This is a genomic window from Rheinheimera sp. (assembly GCF_037442525.1).
In the GTDB taxonomy this organism is placed as follows: domain Bacteria; phylum Pseudomonadota; class Gammaproteobacteria; order Enterobacterales; family Alteromonadaceae; genus Pararheinheimera.
The window spans coordinates 42,051-64,463 of the sequence record NZ_JBBIQD010000009.1; the positions used below are offsets into that span (position 1 = coordinate 42,051).

The following is a 22,413-nucleotide window of genomic DNA, read 5'->3' on the forward strand; positions in this document are numbered from 1 at the left end:
GCCGGTCTTGACCCGCCCTTGTTAGTCAGAGCAGGCTGCTGGCAGAGGCAATGGAAGGCCAGACTTCATCGGCCAGTTGTTTATCTTCGTCACTGAGCTGCTGGCCGGATAACACCAGAATTTTTCGCCTGACGCCAGCCGCCGCAGCCGCCTGCATATCGGCGGCTTTATCACCCAGCATCAGGCTCTGGGCCGGGTCAATGCCAAAGTCAGCCATCGCTTGCTGCAACATGCCCGGTCTGGGTTTACGGCAGTTGCAGTCCAGCTGATATGGCGGCAGGGCGTTGTCCGGGTGATGCGGGCAAAAATACAGGGCGTCAATCTGCACGCCATGCTCAGCAAACTGCTGCTTCATCCAATCCGTCAACTGATGAAACTGCTGTTCAGTGTAATAACCGCGGCCAATACCGGACTGGTTGGTTACCACAATCAGCAGGTAACCCTGCTGTTGCAGTAAACGGCAGGTGTCAAACACACCGTCTATAAATTCAAACTGCTGCGGGCTGCTGACATAACCATGGTCGATATTGATCACACCGTCTCTGTCCAGAAAGGCCGCTTTGCGGGTCGGCTGACTCATAACCTGTGTTCCCGCACCAGCTTGTCAAACATCTGCTGCACTTGTTCTACCGTGATTTGTTGCATCAGGTCGGCCCCTTTCACCCGGGTGCCCCATTTCAGCTCCGACGCCAGTTTGCCGGTCTGAGCCAGCAGGTTCTGGTGGTACACCTCCACCACATAATCGCGGAACTGGTAGGGGCCGGTACGGTCCGGGTTGCTGTGCGCATACAGGCCGATCACTGGTGTGCCGACGGCCACAGCCATATGGGTCGGGCCCGTATCCGGCGCCAGCACCAAAGACACCGACTTGAGCACTGCCAGCAATTGTTTCAGGCTGGTCTGGCCGGTTAAATCCAGTATTTCTGTGCTGGCATAACGCTTAATGTCCATCGACAGCTGCTGCTCAATGGCACTGGAACCACCACACAGCACTATGCTGAAACCACGGCGGGCCGCGTAGTCGGCCATAGCGGCATAACGCTCGGGCAGCCAGTTACGGTCCGGATTGGAGGCGGCCGGGCAGATGGCCATCATTTTCGGCGACGGCAGCCAGTCGAGCTTTTTGGCGGCGAATTTAACGTCGTCGGCACTGATGGGTAACTGCCATATTGGCTGGCCGAATTCCACACCTATGGCTTTGGCAAACTGACGAAAGCCATCCAGCACATGGCCACGTGGCGCCGCTTCAATACGTTCCGACATAAAGAGTGAATGCAGCTCTTTGCTGCTGTGCCAGTCAAAACCAATTTTGCGTTTGGCGTTAATGCACAAAGAGGCCAGGTTGGCTCGAAAGGCCAGTTGCATATGCAGCAGGCAATCAAAGACTTCACCTTGCAAATCACGTTTTAACTTCAGGTAAGCCTGGCGGCCCTGCTTTTTATCAAACACCACCAGACGTACACCAGGTAAGCCTTCGAGCAACTTAGCTTCAACTTTGCCAATCACCCAGGTGATGGCCGCTTCCGGGTACTGGCGTTGAATGGCCTGTACCACAGCGCAGGCATTGACCACGTCGCCGATGGCGGATAACCGCAGAATGCAGATAGAGCGCACTTAGCTTAAGTCCTGTATTTTACGGATCACTTTACTGGTGGAGCGGCCGTCAACAAAGGTCAGTACCTGCACTTCGCCGCCGTTTTGCAACACAAAGTCAGCACCCACTATGGTGTCAATGGAATAGTCGCCGCCTTTGACCAGCACGTCAGGGTTCACCTGCTGGATCAAGTGCAACGGCGTGTCGTTTTCTGCGGCATTGTCGCCAAAAGGCACCACCCAGTCGACACTGGCCAGGCTGGACAGCACAGTAGCACGGTCTTCCAGGCTGTTGATGGGGCGTTGCGGGCCTTTGAGCCTGGCTACAGAGGCATCGGTATTCAGGCCCACTACTAAACGATCGCCCAGAGCTTTGGCCTGCGCCAGATAACGCACATGGCCGGCATGCAGAATATCGAAGCAGCCATTGGTAAACACAATACGTTCGCCGGCTTTTTTGGCAAACTCGATGTGCTGCAGCACTTTGTCGTAAGGCGTCTGGTAATGCTCACCCTGACGGAATAAATGTTTGTTCAGCTTCTGCGCCAGCTCTTCCGGCGACACTGTAGCAGCGCCAACTTTACCCACCACAATGCCTGCCGCCAGGTTCGACAGTTCTGTCGCTTCCGGCAGGCTGAAGCCTGCGCTGAGCATCACTGCCAATGTGGCAATCACCGTATCCCCTGCACCTGTCACATCACTGACTTCCAGCACCTGGGCCGGAAAGTGGTGGTGGTCGCTGGCGGTGATCAGGCTCATGCCCTGTTCGCTGCGAGTCAGCAGAATGGCACCCAGCTCCGCTTTTTGCATAAAGGCGCGGGCGGATTCCAACATCTGCTGTTCAGAGCCGGTCTGGCCACCGGCCAGCCGGAATTCGGCCAGGTTGGGAGTGATGATATCGGCCCCGGCGTACACTGTTAAATCCGCTTGTTTCGGGTCGACCAGCACTATTTTACCGGCGGCTTTGGCCTGGCGGATCATCGCCTGCACCTGCTGCAACGAACCTTTGGCGTAATCACTGAAGACCACTACATCATAAAGCGGCAGCACAGCGGCGAATTTTTCAGCCAAAGCAGTGGCATCGTCGGCACTGAAGCTTTCTTCCTGATCCAACCGCACTATTTGCTGCTGGCGCGACACCACCCGCATTTTGGCAATGGTAGGTCGGCTGTGCTGGCGCACCAGCTGAGATTCAATATGTTCGCTTTCAAGCAGCTGCAACAGACTGTCACCTGCACTGTCCTGGCCGATAATACCGAGCAAACCCACTTTGCCGTCCAGATGGGCAATATTACGTGCCACGTTGGCGGCACCACCGGCTTTGTCTTCAATTTTACTGATCTTCACCACAGGCACAGGAGCCTCTGGTGAAATGCGCTGTGAGTCGCCGTTAAAATAACGGTCCAGCATCACGTCACCGACCACCAGAACCGACGCTTTGGAAAGCTGCTGCAGCAGCGCCAGATTGATCATGGCTTAAGCGCCTTGTTTAGCCAAAATGGCAATATCCAGCGCTTCACAGAGCCAGTGGCCGATAAACATATGCACTTCCTGAATGCGCGCTGTTTCGTCGCTTTTGACAATAATTGGCAGTTTGGCAATGTCTTTGACCAGACCACCGTCACGGCCAGTCAGGGCAACGGTAAAGGCACCCAGTTCATTGGCTGCTTTCAGGGCCAGATTAATGTTCGGGCTTTTGCCGGAGGTGGTCAGGCCAATCACAACATCCTGTGGCCTTACTATGCCACGCACCTGGCGTTCAAATACCGTATCGAAGTGGTAGTCATTGGCGTGCGCGGTCAGAATAGAGGTGTCGGTCGTCAGTGCAATGGATGCCAGCGGGCCACGTTCCGCTTTGTAGCGCACCATAAACTCAGCGGCTAAATGCTGGCTGTCAGCCGCACTGCCGCCGTTGCCCATCCAGACCACTTTGCCGCCAGCCGCCAGACAATCCTGCACGGCGGCCAGCAGCTGTAAGGCCTGGTCGGCATACTGTTCTACGGTCGCGAACGCATCACGGTGACGTTGTAAACTGGCGATAAAACTCTGTTTAAACTCTGACATAACAGTCTCTTGCTGACGGAATTGTTTGCATTTTAACGGATATTTACCGGCACTAAAGCACTTTTTCAGCCGTCGCTTCAGTTCCGGACAGGAAAGATTTTTGCTCCTCCGCTGATGTGGGGTAAGATCCTGCGTCATTTGGGACGTTCAGCAAAGGCAATTCATGAGCACAGAGCCACAGGCGCCGATTTGGCTTATTAACTTAGATTCCAACCCGGAGCGTTACCAGTCGGCTACAGCCCAACTGGCGAAACTCGGTTTAACAGCTGAACGTTTCAGCGCTGTGTATGGTAAAAACCTGTCTGCCGCCGATGTGGCAGCCTGCTACGACGTGGCGCTAAACCAGCAAAAATTCCGCCGCCCTTTGTCGCCCGGTGAAATTGGTTGCTATTTAAGCCACCGAACTTTGTGGCAACGAATGGCTGATGAGAATATTGAGCTGGCCTTTATTTTGGAAGATGACATAGATCTGGAACCGGAGTTTCCAGCTTTGCTGAAAAAAATCAGCCAGTTACGGAACTGGGATATGATTAAACTGGCGGATGACCGCGCTGGTGAAGGCGAGGATAAACTGGACATTGGTGACGGCTACCAGCTGGTGAACTTTGCCAAAGTACCCAACTGCACCACAGGGTACGCACTGACCTTAAGTGGTGCGAAAAAACTGCTGAGCCGACCGAAGTTTTTCCGCCCTGTGGATGTGGACCTGCAGTTTTACCCAGAGCTGAACCTGAGCGTCTATTCCATTCTGCCATACCGCTTATGGTCGGCCAGCCGTTTTGACAGCGAAATCGACAAAATGAGTGGAGGCAGCCGGAAGGGCGGCACCTCCTTTTTCCGCAACCTGAAATACCGCTGGCAGCTGGCGCAAATTCGCAAACATCATAAATCCGGTGATGTGCAGCAGGTCCGGCTGCAGCCGGAGCAGGAGGCTGACCATGGCGCGGCGTAAAATTTCCTGTTTTGTCATTTGCTGTAACGAGGAAGACCGCATTGAGGCTTGCCTGAAGCCGCTAAAAGGCTGGGTCGACCAGCTGATTGTGCTGGACTCCGGCAGTAAAGACCGCACTGTTGAGATAGCCCGGCAGTACGCCGATACTGTCTACCAAACCGACTGGCCTGGCTTTGGCCCACAGCGCAACCGTGCTCTGGCGTATTGCGAACACGACTGGGTGCTGAGTATTGATGCCGATGAAATTATCACCGAGCCGCTGAAAGCCGAAATTGATGCCGTGTTATCAGAACCCGACCTAAAAGCCAACTTTATCAAAATGCCCTGGCATACCTATTTTTTTGGCAAGTTACTGAAACGGGGCCGTTATTCCACACCACAAGGCAAACTTTTTCTGAAAACCGGTGCCGCTTTTAAAGACCGGCAGGTGCATGAAACTCTGTTGTTACCTTATGAGAATATCCGGGTATTAAAAGGCGCCATTATTCATCACAGCTGGCGCAGCTATCTGCATTGCCAGGAAAAACACCTGAAGTACGCCTGGTTAGGGGCAGAAGACAAATTTGCCTGTGGCAAAAGCGCCAATCTTGGTTTTGCGGTGTTGCGCTTTTTTACCGATTTTATCCAGCAGTACCTGCTGCGTGGTGGTTTTCTTGATGGCTGGCGCGGTTTGCTGATGGCCATTGTACTGGCGCAGTATGCCTTTCATAAATACGCTGCGCTGACTACCCTGGTGGCAGAAGCCAAAGCACACAAGGCCAAAGCATGAAATTTGCGCTGCTGCGCTGGCTCTATAACCTGCTGGTGGTGCTGCTGACGCCGCTGTTGCTGCTGTATTTGCTGCTGCGCTCACGCAAAGACCCGGCCTATCGCCGTCGTTTTGCCGAGCGTTTTGGGTTGGTGGTGCCTGTGGGCGCGGCAAAAGGCGGCGTGTTGCTGCATACCGTCTCAGTGGGTGAGTTTAATGCCGCCAAACCGCTGGTGAACCAATTACTTGCCAGCTTAAAGCTGCCGCTGCTGGTCAGCTGTACTACCCCCACAGCCTCAGAAGCCATTCAGTCCTTTGCTCCCGGTCAGCTGCAGCATGCCTACTTGCCCTTTGATTACCCCTGGCTGACCAAGCGCTGGCTGAAAGCGCTGTCGCCCAGGCTGGTGATGGTGATGGAAACTGAGCTGTGGCCAAACTTGTTACAGGCCTGTTTTGAGCTGGGCATTCCGGTGCAACTGGTGAATGCCCGCCTGTCGGCCCGCTCGGCCAAAGGCTATCGCCGTTTTTACTGGCTGACGGCGGGTTTGTTGGCGCGGATCAGTCTGGTGCAGACGCAGGACAGAAACAGTGCCCGGCGCTTTAAAGCGCTGGGGGCGGCCCGGGTAGAAAACGCTGGCAATATTAAGTTTGACCTGCAGATCCCGCCGCACAGCACCGCATTGGCGGCACAACTGAAACCGCAGCTGCAAGGCCGCAAAGTCTGGGTGGCGGCCAGCACCCATGCGGGTGAAGATGAAGTGCTGCTGCAGGCCTGCCAGCAGCTAAAAGCGCAGATCCCTGAACTTTTGCTGGTGCTGGTGCCGCGGCATAAAGAGCGGTTTGACAGCGTCGCCACTCTGATTGAACAGGCGGGGCTGAGGTACTGCCGTCGCAGCCTGCAGCAGTGGCCAGAGGCCGACACCGCCGTCTGGCTGGCGGATTCCATGGGCGAACTTTTAAGCTGGTACCAGCTGGCCGACTGGGTTTTTATCGGCGGCAGCCTGATTGAGCGTGGGGGGCACAACCCACTGGAAGCGATGGCCTTCGCCAAACCTGTGCTCAGCGGTCCTTATGTGTTTAACTTTGCCGTGCTGTTCAGTGCCCTGAAAAAACAACAGGCGGTGCAGTTTGCTGCCGATGCCAGCGCCATTTCCACAGCTTTAATGCAATGGCAACAGCAGCCCGGGCTGGCTGAACAGCTGGGACAGGCCGGTTATCAATTGTTCTGCCAGCAGCAGGGGGCCGTTGCCCGGTTGTTACTGCGCACTCAGCAATTGCTGGCGCTGCAAGATTTTGTATCTGAAGAAAAAAGTTCATCGGTGTTATGGGCTGATACTAGTTTTTTCTCCGAACTTTCAACCGCCGGATTTTCAGAAAAACCAGCGCAAATTTCCGCGGACTGTTTAAGGCCGCAATTCTGGCAACAACAGCAGGCGGTGGTGGGCAGCAGCAAGGGCCGCCATACCGTCTGGTTTGTCAAAGCGGCTGGCACTGAATGGGTGTTGCGGCATTATTACCGTGGCGGCCTGGTTGGCAAGCTGAACAAAGACTGGTTCTGGCCTGTGCCTGTGGCACAAAGCCGTGCTATGGCAGAGTTTCGTTTATTGCGCCAGATGCATCAGGCTGGTTTGCCTGTGCCTTTGCCCGGCCTGGCTCTGTTTCAGCGCCGGGGCTTTGGCTATAGCGCTGATATTTTGCTGCAGCGCATTGAAGGGGCTGTGGATTTAAGCCAGTTGCTGCAGCAGCGCGCGTTAAGCCCAGCAGAGTGGCAGCAGGTGGGCGCGATGATCCGGGCCTTTCACACAGAGCAAATCTGGCATTCGGATTTAAATTGCCACAATATTTTGCTGGCTGATGGCCGTTTTTACCTGATTGATTTTGATAAATGCGCTCAGCGTGGCGGTCAGCAGTGGAAAGCGGCGACTCTGGCACGCCTGCGGCGCAGTTTACGCAAAGAACAGCAGCAACTGCCGCAGTTTCACTGGCAGGACGCCGATTTCCAGGCCCTGATGCAGGGCTATAAGTTAACGCAACACCTGACAGAGCATGGCTCTTCAAACCAAGATTAAGGCAGACAGTGGTGCAGGAATTTGATGTGATTGTGCTGGGCGCAGGGGCGGCCGGTTTATTTTGTGCCATTGAAGCGGCCAAGCGTGGCCGTAAAACCCTGGTGCTGGACAACGGCAAACGCATAGGCCGCAAAATCCTGATGTCGGGTGGTGGCCGTTGTAACTTCACCAATATCTATGCCAGCCCGGCCAATTACCTGTCCAGTAACCCGCATTTTTGTAAATCGGCGTTAAGCCGTTACACCCAATGGGACTTTATTGCGCTGGTGCAGCAATACGGTATTGCTTACCACGAGAAAACCCTGGGTCAGCTGTTTTGTGACGACAGCGCCAAAGACATTGTCGATATGCTGCAACAGGAGTGTGACAAAGCCGGGGTGCAGATTGCGCTGCAGCAGGACATCACGGCAGTGCAGGCGTTGGAACAAGGTGGGTATCAGCTGAACACGGCTGCAGTGTCGCGCCGCTGTCAGAGCCTGGTGGTGGCGACCGGCGGCCTGAGCCTGCCCAATTTAGGTGCCACCGCCTTTGGTTTTCAGCTGGCGGAACAGTTTGGCCTGAATGTATTGCCGGTGCGGGCCGGTTTAGTACCGCTGACCTGGCAACCGGCCGATAAGGCGGTGTTTGAAGAAATCAGCGGCGTGTCGCTGCCGGTGACCGCTGAAGCCAACGATGTCGTATTCCCGGAAGATATGCTGTTTACCCACCGCGGTTTAAGTGGCCCGGCTATTCTGCAAATTTCCAGTTTCTGGCAACCCGGTGATGACCTGATTATTAACCTGGCACCGCAACAGGACCTGCATGCCTTTTTGCAGGAGCAGCAACAAAAGCATCCGGAGCAGGAGTTAAAAACCATTTTGTCGCGTCTGCTGCCAAAACGGCTGGTGGAAAAGCTGCTGGAACTAAAAGTTTTTCACAATCAGCCAATCAAAGCCTTGCAGGGCAAAGCACTGCAGAAGCTGGCTGACAGCCTGACTCATTATGTGTTTAAACCCAACGGCACCGAAGGCTACCGCACCGCCGAAGTGACTTTAGGCGGCGTTGACACCAACGAGTTATCGTCCAAAACCATGGAAGCAAAAAAACAAGCCGGCCTGTATTTTATCGGCGAAGTGGTGGACGTCACCGGCTGGCTGGGAGGCTATAACTTCCAGTGGGCCTGGGCCTCAGGTTGGGTAGCCGGGCAGTATTGCTAATTGACAAGACTTAATTACAGCGAACAGATTCTGAATTGTGCGAACAGATTTCGCGAAGGCGATACAGAAGCAGTGCATCAGCTTTGCTAAAAGAACCACTTTATGCTGGCTCACGCGCAAATTCTTGCTACTGCACTGGGTTATGAAAGAGGTAATGAGTGATCTTCCATTGCACTAAAAAGCTGTATACAAAGTTACCTGTTAACACCTCAATAATTGCACCGATGCAAACAAGTATTGGCTTACAGGCAAAGTGGCTAAACTGGCACGCTAACCTCATCACAATCCAACGCAGACAATGCGTGATCGCCGTGCATGACGCCACGCGCTACGCCGTGTTTATTCCCTGTTTAACAAAGTCAGACTTTGCCAAGCTGCAATGGCATTTTGAAGATGTGTTTATCAACAGCTTGCTTAAAAGCGGTTTACCGCACGAGCTGGTCGAAACCGCCACGCAGTATTTGGCACAGTTACAGTTCGACACCGAACGTAACCGCTCGGTGCAGGGTACAATGAACCAAATAGCGCAAGACATTGATTACGGCCTTGGTTATGCCAACACAGCCGTGTCAGATATTAGCCCTTACCGTTACAGCGCCGAGTTAAGCCACAGGCCATGTACCATAAAAGGGCTAAAAGACTACTTATGGCCAGACAAAGCCATGTCGGAATTATTATCTAACTTACAAAACAAAGGTTAACGCTATAGTGCGTTAATTCTTTTAGGAATGATTTACTAAGGATTCGTTACCCAAATGGTTGAATGAATCGCCACCAATAAATTAGACACTTCCCAATCGTTCTTGGTAACGGTTTTCAGACAGCGCTTCTGGCTTTAGGGTCTGCCATCTTACAGCAGCTGTGGTGGCCTGCCGCTATTTTAAGTTGTTTCCTAAAAAGGCATGGTTGATTGTAAAACTATTGTCATACGCCTCAGCTAAGGTATGGCGAACACTGGAAAATCAGAGCCTTTATGTCTACTGCAGAAAAGCCGGAGCCTCAGCCGAACCAGGAGTTGGAGAACTCCGGGTCTCTGGCGCGTTATCTGGAGCGGCATGCCAGCAGGGCCGATGCTGCCGATATTTTTCAGGAATCCATTACCAGGGTGCTGGAGCAGGCGCGGCAGCGGCCTATTCAGAATCCGCTGGCTTATGCTTTTACCGTGGCCCGCCATATGCTGATGCGGCTGAAAACCACGGCGGCAGAATCTGTTGATGAACTGGTCTGCCAGAGCGCCAACCCGGAGGAGCAGGTCAGCTCCCAACAAACACTGGCCTTGCTGGAACAGGCGCTGCAACAGATGCCTTCACAGCGGCGGCAGGCTTTTGTGCTGTACCGGATGGAAGGCAAAAGCCGCAGCGAAATTGCCAGATTGATGCAGATTAGTGATGATGCAGTGTCGAAACATGTCAGCAGGGCATTGGCAGATATCCAGCGCCTGATTGATCAACACCGCAGATGAGTAGCAGACTTGACTGATTACCAACGAACAGAGCAGGACATCTATGAGCAGGCCGCCGCATGGCTGGAAAAACTCTCAGCGGGTGAACTGGACAGCCTGAGCAAAAGACGTTTCAGCCATTGGCTGGGCGCAGATCCTAAACACAGAACTGTACTGGTTGCGATGGTAGAAACCTGGAACGACCCGGCCTTAAACCTGGTGTTGGCCCGTTACCCATCCCGCAGTCCGGGCCGCCTGCAAGCGGCCTGGTCACAGTTCGGCCTGGCCACTGCGGCCGCTTTTGTTATGGTGCTGCTGGCCGGTGGTTATTGGAGCCTGGCCCGGCAACCGGCTGTCACACCTTATGAGCTGCGTACCGCCAAAGCCGAAAGTGCTCAGCAGCAACTGGCGGATGGTTCTGTGCTGGAGATGGCCCCCGACACCCAGCTGACCGTCAATTTCAGCTCCGCCAGGCGTCAGGTAGTGCAGGGGCTGGGAGCGGCTTATTTTTCGGTGGAAAAAGACCAGCAACGGCCTTTTGAAGTGCGGCTTGGGCAGGCCAGTGTGGTGGCTGTTGGCACCGAATTTACTATCGATCAGGACCCGGATTTAATCGACATCACTGTGTATGAAGGCGCAGTGCAGGTGCAAGCCAGTGCGGCCGGCCCTAATTTGTTGCTCAAAGCAGGTGAGCAGGTGCGCATCAGTAACCAGCAGTTGTCAGAGGTGCGCAAAGTGGACCTGCAGCAGCTGGTGGACTGGCGTTCTGGCTGGATTGAAATTGAAAACGAGTCATTGGCCTACCTGCTGCACCGGCTGAACCGTTCGGGCAACACAGAAATCAGCGCCACACCGGAGCTGAGGCAGCTACGGGTAGCCGGCCGTTTTGAGCTGGCCAACATCAGCCAGACCCTGCAAGCCTTGCAGCAAACCTATGATTTGCAGCTGGAAAGCTCACCGCAGGGGATCCGGCTGGTACGGTCGCCCTGACATCAGGTGATGCAGATGTTCAGGCTGCTCTCTCCCTGCTTTGCCCTGACAGCCGCTGTGAACCTGAGTGTGCTGGCAGAACCTGCCAGCCCGGCCCAGCAGCATTTTGATTTACCCGCTCAACCGCTGAGTTCAGCTTTATTGCAGTTTGCCCGCCAGGTGAATCAGCCACTGTTGTTTGACCCGGCCTTAGTGACTGGCCTGCAGGCCCCGGCTATTCAGGGCCCTTTTCTGCCGGAGCAGTTACTGGCTGAGCTGTTGCGCGAACAGCCGCTGCAGGCAATGCCCAGGGCGCAGGGCTGGCTGATCAAAGCCAGACCAACACCTAAGATGCCACAAGCTGCCGCACCGACAACCACAGTCAGCACCACAAAACCTGAGGTGGAGGTCATTGCCATCCGTGGCAGCGGTCATCTGTCCGACGCCAGCACCGGCCCCTTGTTATGGCCAGAGCGGCTGGTGTTAAAGCGCCAGGCTCTGGGGGTACAGGACTCACTGGTTGCAAAAGACATAGCGGATTTTCCGGATTTGAACCTGGCGGACTCATTACAGCGGGTGCCTGGGGTCAGCATTAGCCGGGAAGCCGGTGAAGGCCGGCAGATTTCTTTACGGGGGTTGGGGCCTGATTTCACCAGGGTGCAGCTGAATGGCATGGAAGTGCTGGGCACCTCGTCTTCGCCTATGGATTCGCGTGGCGCTGTGTCACGCTCGCGCGCCTTTGACTTTAATATTTTTGCGTCCGAGCTGTTCCAGCAGATTGACGTGACGAAATCGTATTCGGCCAGGCAGGACGAAGGTGGTATTGCCGGTACTGTGAACTTACGCACTGCGCGGCCTTTTGACTATCAGGGGCCCAGGGCTGTGGTGTCGGCTCAGCTTGGCAGCAACAGCTTGACCCACAGCACGGACCCACGGCTGGCTCTGCTGTTGTCAGACAGCTGGGCGGATCTGGGCGCTTTGCTGTCGGTGGCATACAGCAACAGAGCCACCAAAGAATACGGCAGCAATACCACACGCTGGCGTCGCGAAACCGGTAAAAAAGCCGCCGATGCGGGCGACACCGAACTGCAGGCATTGCTGGATTCAGGTGAGCTGTGGTTCCCGCGTGGCCACCGCTATTCAGTCTGGCAGAATGACCAAAACAGGTTGGGTATAACCGCAGCACTGCACTACAAACCAGGCGATGACTTCAGCCTGGTGCTGGACCTGATGCATGGCACGCTGAAGAACAAACTGTCGGAACACCATATGGCGGTCAAAGACAACACAACAGTCAACAGCCTGGTGTGGCGGCAACACAACGGCGACAAAGAAGTGGTCTATGCCGACTACCAGAATGCCAGCTGGCGCAACGAGAACCGGCAGGATTACAACGAGTCGGTGTTTAACCAACTGAGCCTGACTGCCGACTGGCGATTGAATGACGACTGGCAACTGAGTGGGATGCTGGGCCACAGCGCTTCCGATTACGAACAGCCGTGGGTGAATAAGCTGAATATTGAAGCCAGTAAAACTGTGAATATCATCACCGACTTTACCCAGGATGCATTTTACGGCCGCAGCTATTCGCCGGATTTTGATCTGACCAGTCTGGACGGCTACAGAGTCAAAGATCTGTACTTTCAGTCGAACTTTATTTATTCAGATTTTGACACTGCGAAGCTGAACCTGAGGTACCGGCTGACCGACCAGATGGCCCTGAGTTTTGGCGCAAACTATAAGAAGTTCAGTAACTCAGGCTATGAGCGTATGGCGCAGGACTTTCCGGCCAACGCCGCCACCCCACAGAATCAGGGGGTGAAGACGCTGAGCGCGGACAGGGTCAGACTGTTTAGCGGTCATCCTGACCAAAGCTGGCTGGTGGGGGACTTAAACCGCATTTTGTCATTTTACGGTTTGCAGCATTTTGTGCTGACGGATCAGCACCTGATGAAAAACTCTGCCTACGACCTGACTGAACAGACCCAGGCCTTTTATCTGATGCCGCACTACCAGGCTCTGCTGGCCGGGAATGTGCTGAAGATGGACCTGGGCCTGCGTTATTTCAGCACAGAGCTGCGCTCACAAGGGTATCCGGCCAGCGAGCTGGTCAGCCTGCAGCGGCGTTATGACTATTACCTGCCAAGCCTGAACCTGGCCTATGAACTGACGGACCATCTGATTTGGCGCGCCGGTCTGAGCCAGAATATCACCCGGCCTTCGCTGACTGATATGTCCTTGTCGGCCACCGTCAGCCAGACCTCGCAGAGTGAGGCGGATTATGGGCAGGTGAGCCGGGGAAATCCAAACCTGAATGCTTTTGAGGCGGATAACCTCGATATGGCGCTGGAATATTACCTGGCCGGGGGAGGGCTGGCGTCTGTGGCGCTGTTTTATAAAGACATTCACAACTTTATTGTGACCGGGACGCAGCAGGTGCGGTACAGCGAACTGGGCCTGCCCGCTGAATTGTTACCCAAAGGCAAAACCGTCAACGATATCTTTAACCTGTCATCGCCACAAAATGCCGGTTCCTCCAGCGTCAAAGGGGTGGAGCTGGCGCTGCAACGGGACTTCGACTTTTTACCTGCACCATTTCACCAGCTGGGCCTGATGGCTAATTACAGCTGGGCGGACGGAGAAACCCTGTACCGCAATGTGCAGAACTCAGGCAAAGATGAAATCAAAGCCTTGCCAGGATTATCGAAACAAAGCTACAACGTTACGCTCTATTACGAATCGGCGCAGTGGGGAGCCAGGGTCTCGGCAGCGCACCGCAGCCGTTATATCACTGCAGTGGAGAGCGGCTCGGCCGATGATGACGAACGGGGTTACCATGCCAGCACTACGCTGGACTTCTCTGCCTTTTACCGGCTCAGTGACCAGCTGAAACTGAATATCGAAGGGATGAACCTGACCAATCTGCGGGATGAATCCTACAGTGACTCCAGTGACAGAGCCTACAACACTACTTTCAGTGGCCGCACTTATATGATTGGGCTGACGGCGGAGTTTTAAGTCACGCCTCGTACTTGAAGCTGCAGCCTTGCGCGTTCTGGCTTCAGGTTTTGACCAAAAGCGGCAAGCGCCCTAAGATGGCCTTTATTTTGTTAAGAACCGGACCCACTATGAAAATTGCGTTAATTATCCTCGTTATTGCCTGTATCGCTTTTTACTTCTACAACAGCAGCAACAACCAAAAAGCCGCCGCGCTGAACCAGGAAAAAGGCAGTGCCTTTTTAGCGGAAAACGCGAAAAAAGACGGCGTCAAAACCACAGCTTCAGGCCTGCAGTATGAAGTGTTGCACAGTGGCAACGGCGACAGCCATCCAACAGCCAGCAGCACAGTGCGGGTGCATTACCACGGCACCTTGATCGACGGCACAGTATTCGACTCCTCTGTCGAGCGTGGAGAAACTATTTCTTTCCCGCTAAACCGGGTGATTCCCGGCTGGACCGAAGGGGTGCAGTTAATGAAAACGGGCGATAAATTCCGTTTTTATATCCCATCCAATCTGGGTTACGGCAACCGCAGCGCAGGTAAAATCCCGCCTGGCTCCACCCTGATTTTTGATGTGGAATTGTTTGAGATCCAATAACTCAGTGGGGCGGGCCTGAAACCCGCCTCTCTCAAGGCCCTGGCTGCGGCCTTGAGAGTTCTGTTTCAGTTGTGGCCTGTGCAATTTGACTCCACCCCAATCACCGTAAAAAAACCTTCATAAATTTTTTTGTCCATAAATCCCTGCTGGTTGCTCTTTAGGGGGACTGCCGCGCATTTACGCCTGGCAGATTGACTAAATCAGCTTAACTAACCAGGAAGAATGGATTAATGATGAAGACGAATCTTCGCAAGAGTCATCTGGCTCTGGCCGTGCTGGCTGCACTGCCGGCTTTTTACAGCTCTGCCGTTCTGGCGCAAGCTGCTGCAGACCCCGCAGCCGCAGAAACAGAAGTGATTGAAGTGAAAGGCTTTCGCAGTTCCATTATCAAAGCCAAAGACTTAAAGCGTGAAGCCATGATCGCGCAGGATTCGATAGTGGCGGAAGACATCGCTGACTTTCCTGATCTGAACCTGGCCGACTCCTTACAACGTGTGCCTGGTGTCACTATTACCCGTGAAGGGGGGGAAGGCCGGCAGATTTCTTTGCGTGGGTTAGGCCCTGATTTTACCCGGGTTCAGGTGAACGGTATGGAAGCTTTAGGCACTTCGTCCTCGCCAATGGATGCGCGCGGTGGGGTGTCCCGTACCCGGGCTTTTGACTTTAATATTTTTGCCTCTGAGCTGTTTAACCAGATTGATGTGAAAAAATCCTTTTCTGCCGATCAGGAAGAAGGGGGCATCGCTGGTACTGTTGATTTACGTACAGCCAAACCTTTTGATTACGATGGTGCTCAGGCCGCTGTCTCTGCTCAACTTGGTACTAATACCAATACCGACAGCACAGACCCTCGTATCGCGGCTTTGTTATCCAATACCTGGTCGGATTTTGGCGCGCTGCTGTCTGTAGCCTACAGCGACAGAGCCACTAACGAATACGGTACCAACACCACCCGCTGGCGCCGTGAAACCGGCAAAAAAGCCGCCGATGCCAGCAATACTGAATTGCAGGCGCTGCTGAATTCGGGCGAGTTATGGTTTCCGCGTGGTCACCGTTATTCGGTGTGGGAAAATGAGCAAAACCGTTTAGGGGTGACGGCGGCGTTGCAGTACAAACCCAGCACAGACTTCAGCCTGGTGCTGGATTTGATGCACGGCAAACTGGAAAACCAGCTGTCTGAGCATCATATGGCAGTCAAAGATAACTCCACTGTGAACAGTCTGGTCTGGCGCGACAACAACGGCAGCAAAGAAGTGGTGTATGCCGACTATAAAAATGCCACCTGGCGCAATGAGCACCGGCAGGATTACAACGAGTCGGTGTTTAATCAAATCAGCTTAACGGCCGACTGGACCCTGAGCGACAATTTGAAAATGAGTGCTATGGTCGGTCACAGTTCCTCCGACTACGAGCAGCCGCGTGTGAATAAACTGAATATTGAAGCCAGTAAAAAAGTGAATATTATTACTGATTTCACCCAAGATTCGTTCTATGGTCACAGCTACTCGCCCAGTTTTGATGTGGCCGCTCTGGAGGGTTACACAGTCAAAGATTTGTACTTTCAGTCGAACTTTATTTACTCCGACTTTGACAACGCCAAACTGGATTTTGACTACGGTTTAACCGACAGCTCCAGCCTGAAATTTGGTGCCAACTATAAAAAGTTCACCAACTCAGGTTTTGAGCGGGTGGCGCAGGATTTCCCCACCAATAAAGCCACGCCACTCAATCAGGGTGTAAAAACCTTAACCGCAGAGCAGGTGCAGCTGTTTAACGGCCATCCTGATGTCAGCTGGCTGGAAGGTGATATGGCCGCCTTGCAGGCCTTTTATGGCCTGACCGATTTTGCCTTAACTGAGGCCTACACAGTGGAAAGTTCGGCTTATGATTTAGCCGAAGAAACTCAGGCGGCTTATCTGGTGTACGACACTGAATACGATGTGGCCGGTATGCCGCTGCGTGCCAATATAGGCGTGCGTTACTTCACCACAGAGTTAACGTCCAAGGGCTTGTCCAAAGGCATTCCAACCGAAATGGTGCGCGATTATTCAGACTATTTGCCAAGCCTGAATATTGCCTACGAATTCGCTGAAGATATGATTTGGCGTACTGGCCTGAGTAAAAACATGACCCGTCCTTCCTTAGGCGCTATGGCCTTTTCAGCCAATGTCAGCCAAACCTCCTTGGGTGAAAATGACATAGGCCAGATTTCTGTGGGGAACCCGCATCTGCAACCTTTTGAATCGGACAACCTGGATACAGCGCTGGAATGGTATTTTGAAGACGTAGGCCTGTTGTCGGCGGCCTTGTTTTACAAAGACATTGATAACTTTATCGTGACTGAAACCCAGCAGATTGTGTACAGCGAACTGGGCTTGCCAGCGCAGTTGTTGCCTGCAGGCAAAACAGTGGATGACATTTTTAATGTGTCCTCACCACAAAACTCCGATTCGTCCACTATCAAAGGCTTTGAACTGGCGATGCAGCGGGATCTGGATTTCCTGCCAGCGCCTTTTAACAACTTAGGGGTGATTGCCAACTACACCTGGGCAGACGGTAAGACTTTGTATCGGAACGTGGAAAACTCAGGCGAAGATCAAATCAAAGCTTTCCCTGGTTTATCCAAACAGAGCTACAACTTCACGCTGTATTACGAAACTGAACAATGGGGCGCCCGTGTGGCGGCAGCTTACCGCAGTGATTACATCACCGCAGTGGAAAGTGGCTCGATTGACGACGATGAGCGGGGTTACCATGCCAGTACAAACCTGGATTTCTCTGCCTTTTATCGCTTCAGCGACAACATCAAACTGAACCTGGAAGCGATAAACCTGACCAATGTGCGGGATGAGTTGTACAGTGACTCCAGCGACAGAGCCTATAACACCACTTTTAGTGGGAGGACGTATATGGCAGGTGTAACAGTGCAGTTCTAACGGTCGCCTTCGTACTTGAAGCTGCGGTTTTGGCTTACATTCGAGACGGGCGGGGCAAGCCCCGCCCCTACGGCTGGCCTTGCTGCACCATCAATGATTTTGGCTTCAATTTGAGACGGGTGGGGCGAGCCCTAACCCTAAGGTGTTTCTCTGAGAAAGGTGTCGTACGTGAGAGCTATGGTCGTGAACAAAAAGTCGTTAGGTGTGGCCGGTATCGCCATTTTTCTGCTGTCGTGCCAACAAGTTCAGTCTGAAAAGAAGGCCGAACAAGGCAAAAGCTGGCTGGCCGGTGATCACCATGTGCATACGCATTACAGTGTGACATGGGATAATTCAGTGTTTCCGCCAGCCCCTATTTTAGGTGGTGACGCCAAATATTCGATTCCGCTGAACGCGCAAATGGCTGCACATTACGGCTTAAGCTGGATGGTGATCACCGACCACGGTGGGCCCAATCGCGCTAAGCTGGCGCTGGAGCAGGCGTACCCTGAACTTGTCGCTTCCCGTAAAGCTTTACCGCAGATTTTGCAATTTTACGGTATGGAATTTGATGTGCCGGGCCATAGCCCAGGTGGTCGCCATGCCAGTTTGATTATGCCGCACAAACCCACCGAAGCAGAGCAGCTGTATCAAATCGAAAGCCGCTACAACGGCCGTCAGGGCGTGCCGCCCGGGCCGGAAAAAGCCGAAGATGCCTTTATGCTGCAGGCCTTAGCAGCCATGAATGCATTGCCGGATAAACCTTTGCTGCTGGTGAATCACCCGGCGCGTTTAGCCACGGGGTTTCGCCAGTACAATAAAGTCACACCAGCGCAATTACGCGACTGGCAGGACACAGCACCTGATGTGGTGATAGGTATGACAGGCGCCGAAGGCCATCAGGCGGCGACCTTAAATCCGGATGGCAGCCAGGACCCAACCGCCATTCGTGGTGAATACCCGGATTACCCGACTCTGGGTGGTTACGACCAGATGACGGCCCGTTTAGCTGGGGTTTGGGATAGTTTACTCAGCGAAGGCCGGAAGTGGTGGGTCACAGGCGTCTCCGACAGCCATGGCCATTACACTGACGGCTGGGCCGACTTCTGGCCTGGTCAATACGCCAAAACTTATGTCTGGGCCGATAAAAACTACGACAGTATTTTTGCAGCACTCAAAGCCGGTCAGGTGTTTGTTACCACAGGCGATTTAATAGATGCGCTTTTTGTTGACGTGCTTGTTAAAAACTCCACTAAAACTGCGACGGCAGGCCAGACGCTAACCGTAACACCACAAGATGAGCTGGTTTTGCGCGTGCGTTTTCGCGATCCCAACAGCAATAACGGTGGTGGTTTTAACCCACAAGTGCAGCGGGTGGACGTGATCCAGGGGGGGATCACAGGGCCGGTGAATAATCGTAACAGCGACGAAGCACCGGATACCAAAGTCGCCAAACGTTTTTACTCAGCCGACTGGAGCGGCAAAGACGGTTACAGCCAGTTTGAGCTACCGCTTGGCAAGGTCAGCAGCAGCCAGTATGTGCGTTTACGGGGTACCAACAATAAAAACGAGCTGGAACCAGAGCCAGATGCCAAAGGTGAAAACCCCTGGCTGGACTTATGGTTTTACAGCAACCCGGTGTTTATTCACGTGGAGGCTGGCAAAAATTAGCCGCAAGCCAGTGAATTGCAAACAAAAGGGCAGCCTGAGCTGCCCTTTGAAGTGACCAGCCACTTCTCAGCAATTTTTATCTTTGCTGTCGGCTTTCTCTTTCAGGTCTTCACAGGCTTCTTCCAGCTTCTGTGCTGCCGCTTCCACTGTTTCTTCCGCTTTGTCGCCAGCGTCTTCGGCTTTTTCCACCAGGTCATCTTTCAGCTCAGCGGCGGCATCACTGGCCTGTTCCGCTTTTTCTGTCAGGTCGGCTTTGAGCTCTGCGGCCTTGTCTTCAGCCTGCTCGGCTTTTTCTGCCAGTTGCGTTTTCAGTTCTTCTGCTTTTTCTTCGGCTTGTTTGGCACTGTCATCACTGCAGGCGGCAGTCAGGGTGGCCAATGCAGCGGCTAACAACAAGGGCAAGTGCTTCTTTGCTTTCATCATCTTCTGGTCCTCTTCGTTTTGGCCCGGGCCTCTGCGCCCGGTGTTAAAGTTTTGGTGTTTTTCCCCGCAGTGCACCGCTGAGCAATGAAATCAGCAGCAACACCACAACTATGACAAAGATCAGCTTGGCTATCCAGGCGGCTGTACCCGCGATGCCGCCTTGCCCCAACATGCTCTCACAGACAGGTTCCTTAGTGCCCCGGCACAATGAACTGGACCTTTGTCCTGAAGCGAAACTTATGCCAGGCTAAAAAACAAGCATTTAACATGCTGATCTATAGGAGATTATGTCAGTTCTGGCTGAATACTCACTGAAGCGGAGTGGGACTGAAGCAGTAAAATTTACCTGAACAATGTAAGACTTGCACCGCTTGGGGCAAACCGGGGTTAACCCAAAGCGCTGCTCTGGGGTACACTGGCCGCTTCTGATCGTTGCTCTGAATACTTATGAAAAAACTCTCTGTGGTGCAGCAAAAACAACAAGCGGCCGTGATGGCGGCGGTGACCAGTCTGGAGCAACAGGCGTTGGCGGAATTAGCCGGCCTGGTGCAATGCTGGTTCAGTCTGGAATATGAAGCTTTCCCCGGCTCTTTATTGGTTCGTTTACAGTTCAGTGATGATGCGGCTTTGGAACAGGCGCAACCAGAGTTATTGGCATGGCAGAAAAAATTCAGTGGCCTGATGCTGAAAAAAGGCGTAGTACTGAAAGAGATGCGTAAGCATCTGGTGATGACCACGCTGGGACCGGACGATTAAAGTGTTGGGGTCAGAGTCATACTCTGACCCCAACAGGAAATTACAGCTCAGTCACCTGATACACAGTGACAGAACCGGACACTTCGTTGCCAATAATCAGCAGCGGGTTGCCATTCGGGCTGTTGCTGGCCGAGACAAACTTGACACTTTCCGGGCCTAAATCGCCGGTTTGTGGCACTTCTGTACAATCCATGCCTTCGGCCGTATCGCACGGGTTGGCCAGTTCATCGTCCATTTCAAACTCAGTGTCAAAGTCACGGTTCACATAATGAGTGACAAAGCTGGTTTTGAAGGGGTTGGTCACGTCGTACACAAAGAGATCGCTGGTGCGCTCCTGCGCCACAAAGGCGTAAGTACGGCCATTGATGGTGCCTACATCCACAGCTTCCGGCTCACCGCCTTTGTCGTCAGAGCGGTTGTCGCCACTGTTTTCGGTGTGCGCATTGTTAAAGTCATTGCCCAGTACCGCAGCGCCAATACGTTCAAAGTCAGAGCCTGAATCAAACACCAGGTTGCCTTTCTGATCCCAAATAGAGAAAGAGCGGGCACCGTAGGCATAGAGTTTGTCCACCACACCGTCATTGTCCGGGTCGACCAGGGCTGCTGTTACTTTCAGGCGGCCTAAACCGTTTTTGCCGCCGGTTTCGTCGTACAACGCCTGCAACGCCGGGGTGAAGCTTTTGTTCAGTTTGCTGGTGCTGATCACATCAGCCACACGGATATCTTCTGAATAGGCTTCCCAATCCCTTGAATCGCCTTCGTTGGCAGACACGACAAAAGTAGCGCCTTGCCACTGGTAAGACGCCAGCGTATCCGGCTGGTACATACCATACAGGCCTGGCAGAGTCCGCATGGCCGGTTGTTTGTCTTCGTTGGTGTAGTCGATTGGCGTAGTACCCCAGTCTTTAAAGCCCAGCGCTTTGACTTCAATAGTGCCTTTTTCCAGGTCAATCAGGCCTATGGCGTTGGCTTCCTGTATGGAGACCCAGGCGGTTTTGCCGTCGGCAGACACTGTGATGTACTCAGGTTCTAAATCCTGCGCCACAGTGGTGCCGGCAGGGCCAGCAAATTTCACCCCGGCTTTGCTCAGCAGTGCACGGCGCTCGGCGTCAGTGTCGTAGTCAGCTGCTTTGAGCAGGCCAGAGCTGAACACCATATTGCTGGTCAGATTGATGCTGCTGGCGCGATCAGCCGGTACCCCATTGGTGAGGGCAATCACCGAAATACTGCCTTCCGGGTCCACCAGATAATCGGTATCGGGTTCACCTTCATTGGCGACCACTACTTTGCTGCCATCCGGCGTAAAGGTCAGCATATCTGGCAGCGCACCTGCTTCCACCGCTTTGACAAAAGTACCGGCACCTGTGGCACTTAAGCTGTAAAACAACACAGCGCCGTTGTCGGTTTTATTTGGAGCCTGCACCGCTATGGCCAATAAGTCGTTATGAATAGCAATGGAGTTGGCGCCGCCTAAGGCCAGGGTCTTATCATTGCCCAGGCTGTCTTTTACTGTGACAGAGGTTGGAAAGGTAAAAGGCACAGAGGTTAAGCTGTTGTCGGTAATACCATTGCCTACACCAGCAGTCGGCAGATTGGTCAGCTGAATGACTTCAATTTTATTTTCCGCCGCGTTAACGGCAAACACAGAAGCGGAGCTTTTATGGAACTGCACAATTTCTGCGGCCGCGCGGCCATAAATCCCAGTGTTAAAACGGCCAACCACTTCCAGGCTTAAATCCCGTGGCGAATCTTTGCCATCCTGACCATTGGAACCGTCGGCGCCATCCGCTCCGTCCTGGCCATTGCTGCCTGCAGGGCCTGTAGCGCCTGTGGCACCATCGTCACCGTCCAGCGCACAGCCGCTTAATGCCGCCAGCAGGGAAATTGTCATCAAGGTACGTTTTAACATCGCGAGTAAGCTCCTGAAGTAATTGAAATTCATTATAAAACTTCAGGGTATGGCGTATTTATGGCGAAAAAATGGCAACTTGATGACAACTTGGTGACCCGTTGTCCT

General features: G+C 53.5%; 17 protein-coding genes and 2 pseudogenes. 12 read left to right on the forward strand and 7 right to left on the reverse strand.

Translation table 11 applies throughout. The features are described 5' to 3' along the window. Positions 1-25: 25 nt before the first annotated feature. From gmhB to WKJ03_RS13320, 4 genes are read right to left on the reverse strand one after another with little or no spacing between them, the layout of a single operon-like run. Complete coding sequence (gene gmhB / locus WKJ03_RS13305; protein ID WP_337842708.1) at positions 26-580, reverse strand: D-glycero-beta-D-manno-heptose 1,7-bisphosphate 7-phosphatase; 555 nt, start codon at positions 578-580, stop codon at positions 26-28. Beyond that, positions 577-1,614 (reverse strand): glycosyltransferase family 9 protein, encoded by a 1,038-nt coding sequence (locus tag WKJ03_RS13310; RefSeq protein WP_337842709.1) that lies wholly within the window; start codon positions 1,612-1,614, stop codon positions 577-579. The genes gmhB and WKJ03_RS13310 overlap by 4 nt, the downstream gene beginning before the upstream one ends. Then, entirely contained in the window at positions 1,615-3,066 is a 1,452-nt protein-coding gene (gene hldE, locus WKJ03_RS13315) for a bifunctional D-glycero-beta-D-manno-heptose-7-phosphate kinase/D-glycero-beta-D-manno-heptose 1-phosphate adenylyltransferase HldE (protein WP_337842710.1), read from the reverse strand. It abuts the gene before it with no gap. Between the two features lie 3 nt (positions 3,067-3,069). Next, positions 3,070-3,657 carry an SIS domain-containing protein gene (locus WKJ03_RS13320; RefSeq protein ID WP_337842711.1) on the reverse strand — a complete coding sequence of 196 codons (588 nt, stop codon included), beginning with the start codon at positions 3,655-3,657 and terminating at the stop codon, positions 3,070-3,072. A gap of 163 nt (positions 3,658-3,820) precedes the next feature. Here WKJ03_RS13320 and WKJ03_RS13325 point away from each other — a divergent pair, with 163 nt between their 5' ends. The 11 genes and pseudogenes from WKJ03_RS13325 to WKJ03_RS13375 all read left to right on the forward strand — a co-directional run bounded on the left by WKJ03_RS13325 (position 3,821) and on the right by WKJ03_RS13375 (position 19,217). After that, complete coding sequence (locus WKJ03_RS13325; protein ID WP_337842712.1) at positions 3,821-4,609, forward strand: glycosyltransferase family 25 protein; 789 nt, start codon at positions 3,821-3,823, stop codon at positions 4,607-4,609. Then, positions 4,596-5,378, forward strand: coding sequence for a glycosyltransferase family 2 protein (locus WKJ03_RS13330; RefSeq protein WP_337842713.1), 783 nt, complete (start codon positions 4,596-4,598; stop codon positions 5,376-5,378). The genes WKJ03_RS13325 and WKJ03_RS13330 overlap by 14 nt, the downstream gene beginning before the upstream one ends. Then, entirely contained in the window at positions 5,375-7,426 is a 2,052-nt protein-coding gene (gene waaA / locus WKJ03_RS13335; protein WP_337842714.1) for a lipid IV(A) 3-deoxy-D-manno-octulosonic acid transferase, read from the forward strand. The genes WKJ03_RS13330 and waaA overlap by 4 nt, the downstream gene beginning before the upstream one ends. Before the next feature lie 11 nt (positions 7,427-7,437). Continuing rightward, complete coding sequence (locus tag WKJ03_RS13340) at positions 7,438-8,622, forward strand: NAD(P)/FAD-dependent oxidoreductase (RefSeq protein WP_337842715.1); 1,185 nt, start codon at positions 7,438-7,440, stop codon at positions 8,620-8,622. A 302-nt stretch (positions 8,623-8,924) separates the two neighbouring features. After that, positions 8,925-9,323: a hypothetical protein gene (locus tag WKJ03_RS13345; protein WP_337842716.1), complete on the forward strand. Its 399-nt coding sequence runs from the start codon at positions 8,925-8,927 to the stop codon at positions 9,321-9,323. A 272-nt stretch (positions 9,324-9,595) separates the two neighbouring features. Next, entirely contained in the window at positions 9,596-10,084 is a 489-nt protein-coding gene (locus WKJ03_RS13350) for a sigma-70 family RNA polymerase sigma factor (RefSeq protein WP_337842717.1), read from the forward strand. 9 nt (positions 10,085-10,093) lie between these two features. After that, positions 10,094-11,053, forward strand: a complete 960-nt coding sequence (locus tag WKJ03_RS13355) for a FecR domain-containing protein (RefSeq protein WP_337842718.1) — start codon at positions 10,094-10,096, stop codon at positions 11,051-11,053. Positions 11,054-11,068: 15 nt separating this feature from the next. Beyond that, on the forward strand, positions 11,069-14,050 hold the full coding sequence (locus WKJ03_RS13360) for a TonB-dependent receptor (RefSeq protein WP_337842719.1): 2,982 nt from the start codon (positions 11,069-11,071) through the stop codon (positions 14,048-14,050). Positions 14,051-14,229: 179 nt separating this feature from the next. Then, a pseudogene (locus tag WKJ03_RS13365) lies at positions 14,230-14,631 on the forward strand (FKBP-type peptidyl-prolyl cis-trans isomerase); the annotation flags it as partial. Between the two features lie 233 nt (positions 14,632-14,864). Then, positions 14,865-17,567: a TonB-dependent receptor gene (locus tag WKJ03_RS13370; protein WP_337842720.1), complete on the forward strand. Its 2,703-nt coding sequence runs from the start codon at positions 14,865-14,867 to the stop codon at positions 17,565-17,567. A 177-nt stretch (positions 17,568-17,744) separates the two neighbouring features. Next, the gene (locus WKJ03_RS13375) at positions 17,745-19,217 is read left to right on the forward strand and encodes a phosphoesterase (RefSeq protein ID WP_337842811.1); all 1,473 of its coding nucleotides are present in this window, start codon (positions 17,745-17,747) and stop codon (positions 19,215-19,217) included. 66 nt (positions 19,218-19,283) lie between these two features. Here the strand turns inward: WKJ03_RS13375 and WKJ03_RS13380 are convergent, their stop codons facing one another. Both WKJ03_RS13380 and WKJ03_RS13385 read right to left on the reverse strand, forming a co-directional pair. Further along, on the reverse strand, positions 19,284-19,640 hold the full coding sequence (locus tag WKJ03_RS13380) for a hypothetical protein (protein ID WP_337842721.1): 357 nt from the start codon (positions 19,638-19,640) through the stop codon (positions 19,284-19,286). 43 nt (positions 19,641-19,683) lie between these two features. Then, positions 19,684-19,815: pseudogene (locus WKJ03_RS13385) on the reverse strand (DUF1328 family protein); the annotation flags it as partial. 272 nt (positions 19,816-20,087) lie between these two features. Here WKJ03_RS13385 and WKJ03_RS13390 point away from each other — a divergent pair. Beyond that, positions 20,088-20,396 carry a hypothetical protein gene (locus tag WKJ03_RS13390; protein WP_337842722.1) on the forward strand — a complete coding sequence of 103 codons (309 nt, stop codon included), beginning with the start codon at positions 20,088-20,090 and terminating at the stop codon, positions 20,394-20,396. Between the two features lie 40 nt (positions 20,397-20,436). Here WKJ03_RS13390 and WKJ03_RS13395 read toward each other — a convergent pair whose 3' ends face one another. Continuing rightward, entirely contained in the window at positions 20,437-22,305 is a 1,869-nt protein-coding gene (locus tag WKJ03_RS13395; protein WP_337842723.1) for a choice-of-anchor I family protein, read from the reverse strand. Positions 22,306-22,413 lie beyond the last annotated feature (108 nt).

Excerpts from the sequence above, each read along its gene's own strand:
- WKJ03_RS13375 (WP_337842811.1), top strand. The coding sequence starts at position 17,745 with ATGGTCGTGAACAAAAAGTCGTTAGGTGTGGCCGGTATCGCCATTTTT.
- gmhB (WP_337842708.1), bottom strand. The coding sequence starts at position 580 with ATGAGTCAGCCGACCCGCAAAGCGGCCTTTCTGGACAGAGACGGTGTG.
- WKJ03_RS13360 (WP_337842719.1), top strand. The coding sequence starts at position 11,069 with ATGTTCAGGCTGCTCTCTCCCTGCTTTGCCCTGACAGCCGCTGTGAAC.
- WKJ03_RS13380 (WP_337842721.1), bottom strand. The coding sequence starts at position 19,640 with ATGATGAAAGCAAAGAAGCACTTGCCCTTGTTGTTAGCCGCTGCATTG.
- WKJ03_RS13370 (WP_337842720.1), top strand. The coding sequence starts at position 14,865 with ATGAAGACGAATCTTCGCAAGAGTCATCTGGCTCTGGCCGTGCTGGCT.
- WKJ03_RS13395 (WP_337842723.1), bottom strand. The coding sequence starts at position 22,305 with ATGTTAAAACGTACCTTGATGACAATTTCCCTGCTGGCGGCATTAAGC.
- WKJ03_RS13330 (WP_337842713.1), top strand. The coding sequence starts at position 4,596 with ATGGCGCGGCGTAAAATTTCCTGTTTTGTCATTTGCTGTAACGAGGAA.
- waaA (WP_337842714.1), top strand. The coding sequence starts at position 5,375 with ATGAAATTTGCGCTGCTGCGCTGGCTCTATAACCTGCTGGTGGTGCTG.
- WKJ03_RS13390 (WP_337842722.1), top strand. The coding sequence starts at position 20,088 with ATGAAAAAACTCTCTGTGGTGCAGCAAAAACAACAAGCGGCCGTGATG.
- WKJ03_RS13320 (WP_337842711.1), bottom strand. The coding sequence starts at position 3,657 with ATGTCAGAGTTTAAACAGAGTTTTATCGCCAGTTTACAACGTCACCGT.
- WKJ03_RS13325 (WP_337842712.1), top strand. The coding sequence starts at position 3,821 with ATGAGCACAGAGCCACAGGCGCCGATTTGGCTTATTAACTTAGATTCC.
- WKJ03_RS13350 (WP_337842717.1), top strand. The coding sequence starts at position 9,596 with ATGTCTACTGCAGAAAAGCCGGAGCCTCAGCCGAACCAGGAGTTGGAG.
- hldE (WP_337842710.1), bottom strand. The coding sequence starts at position 3,066 with ATGATCAATCTGGCGCTGCTGCAGCAGCTTTCCAAAGCGTCGGTTCTG.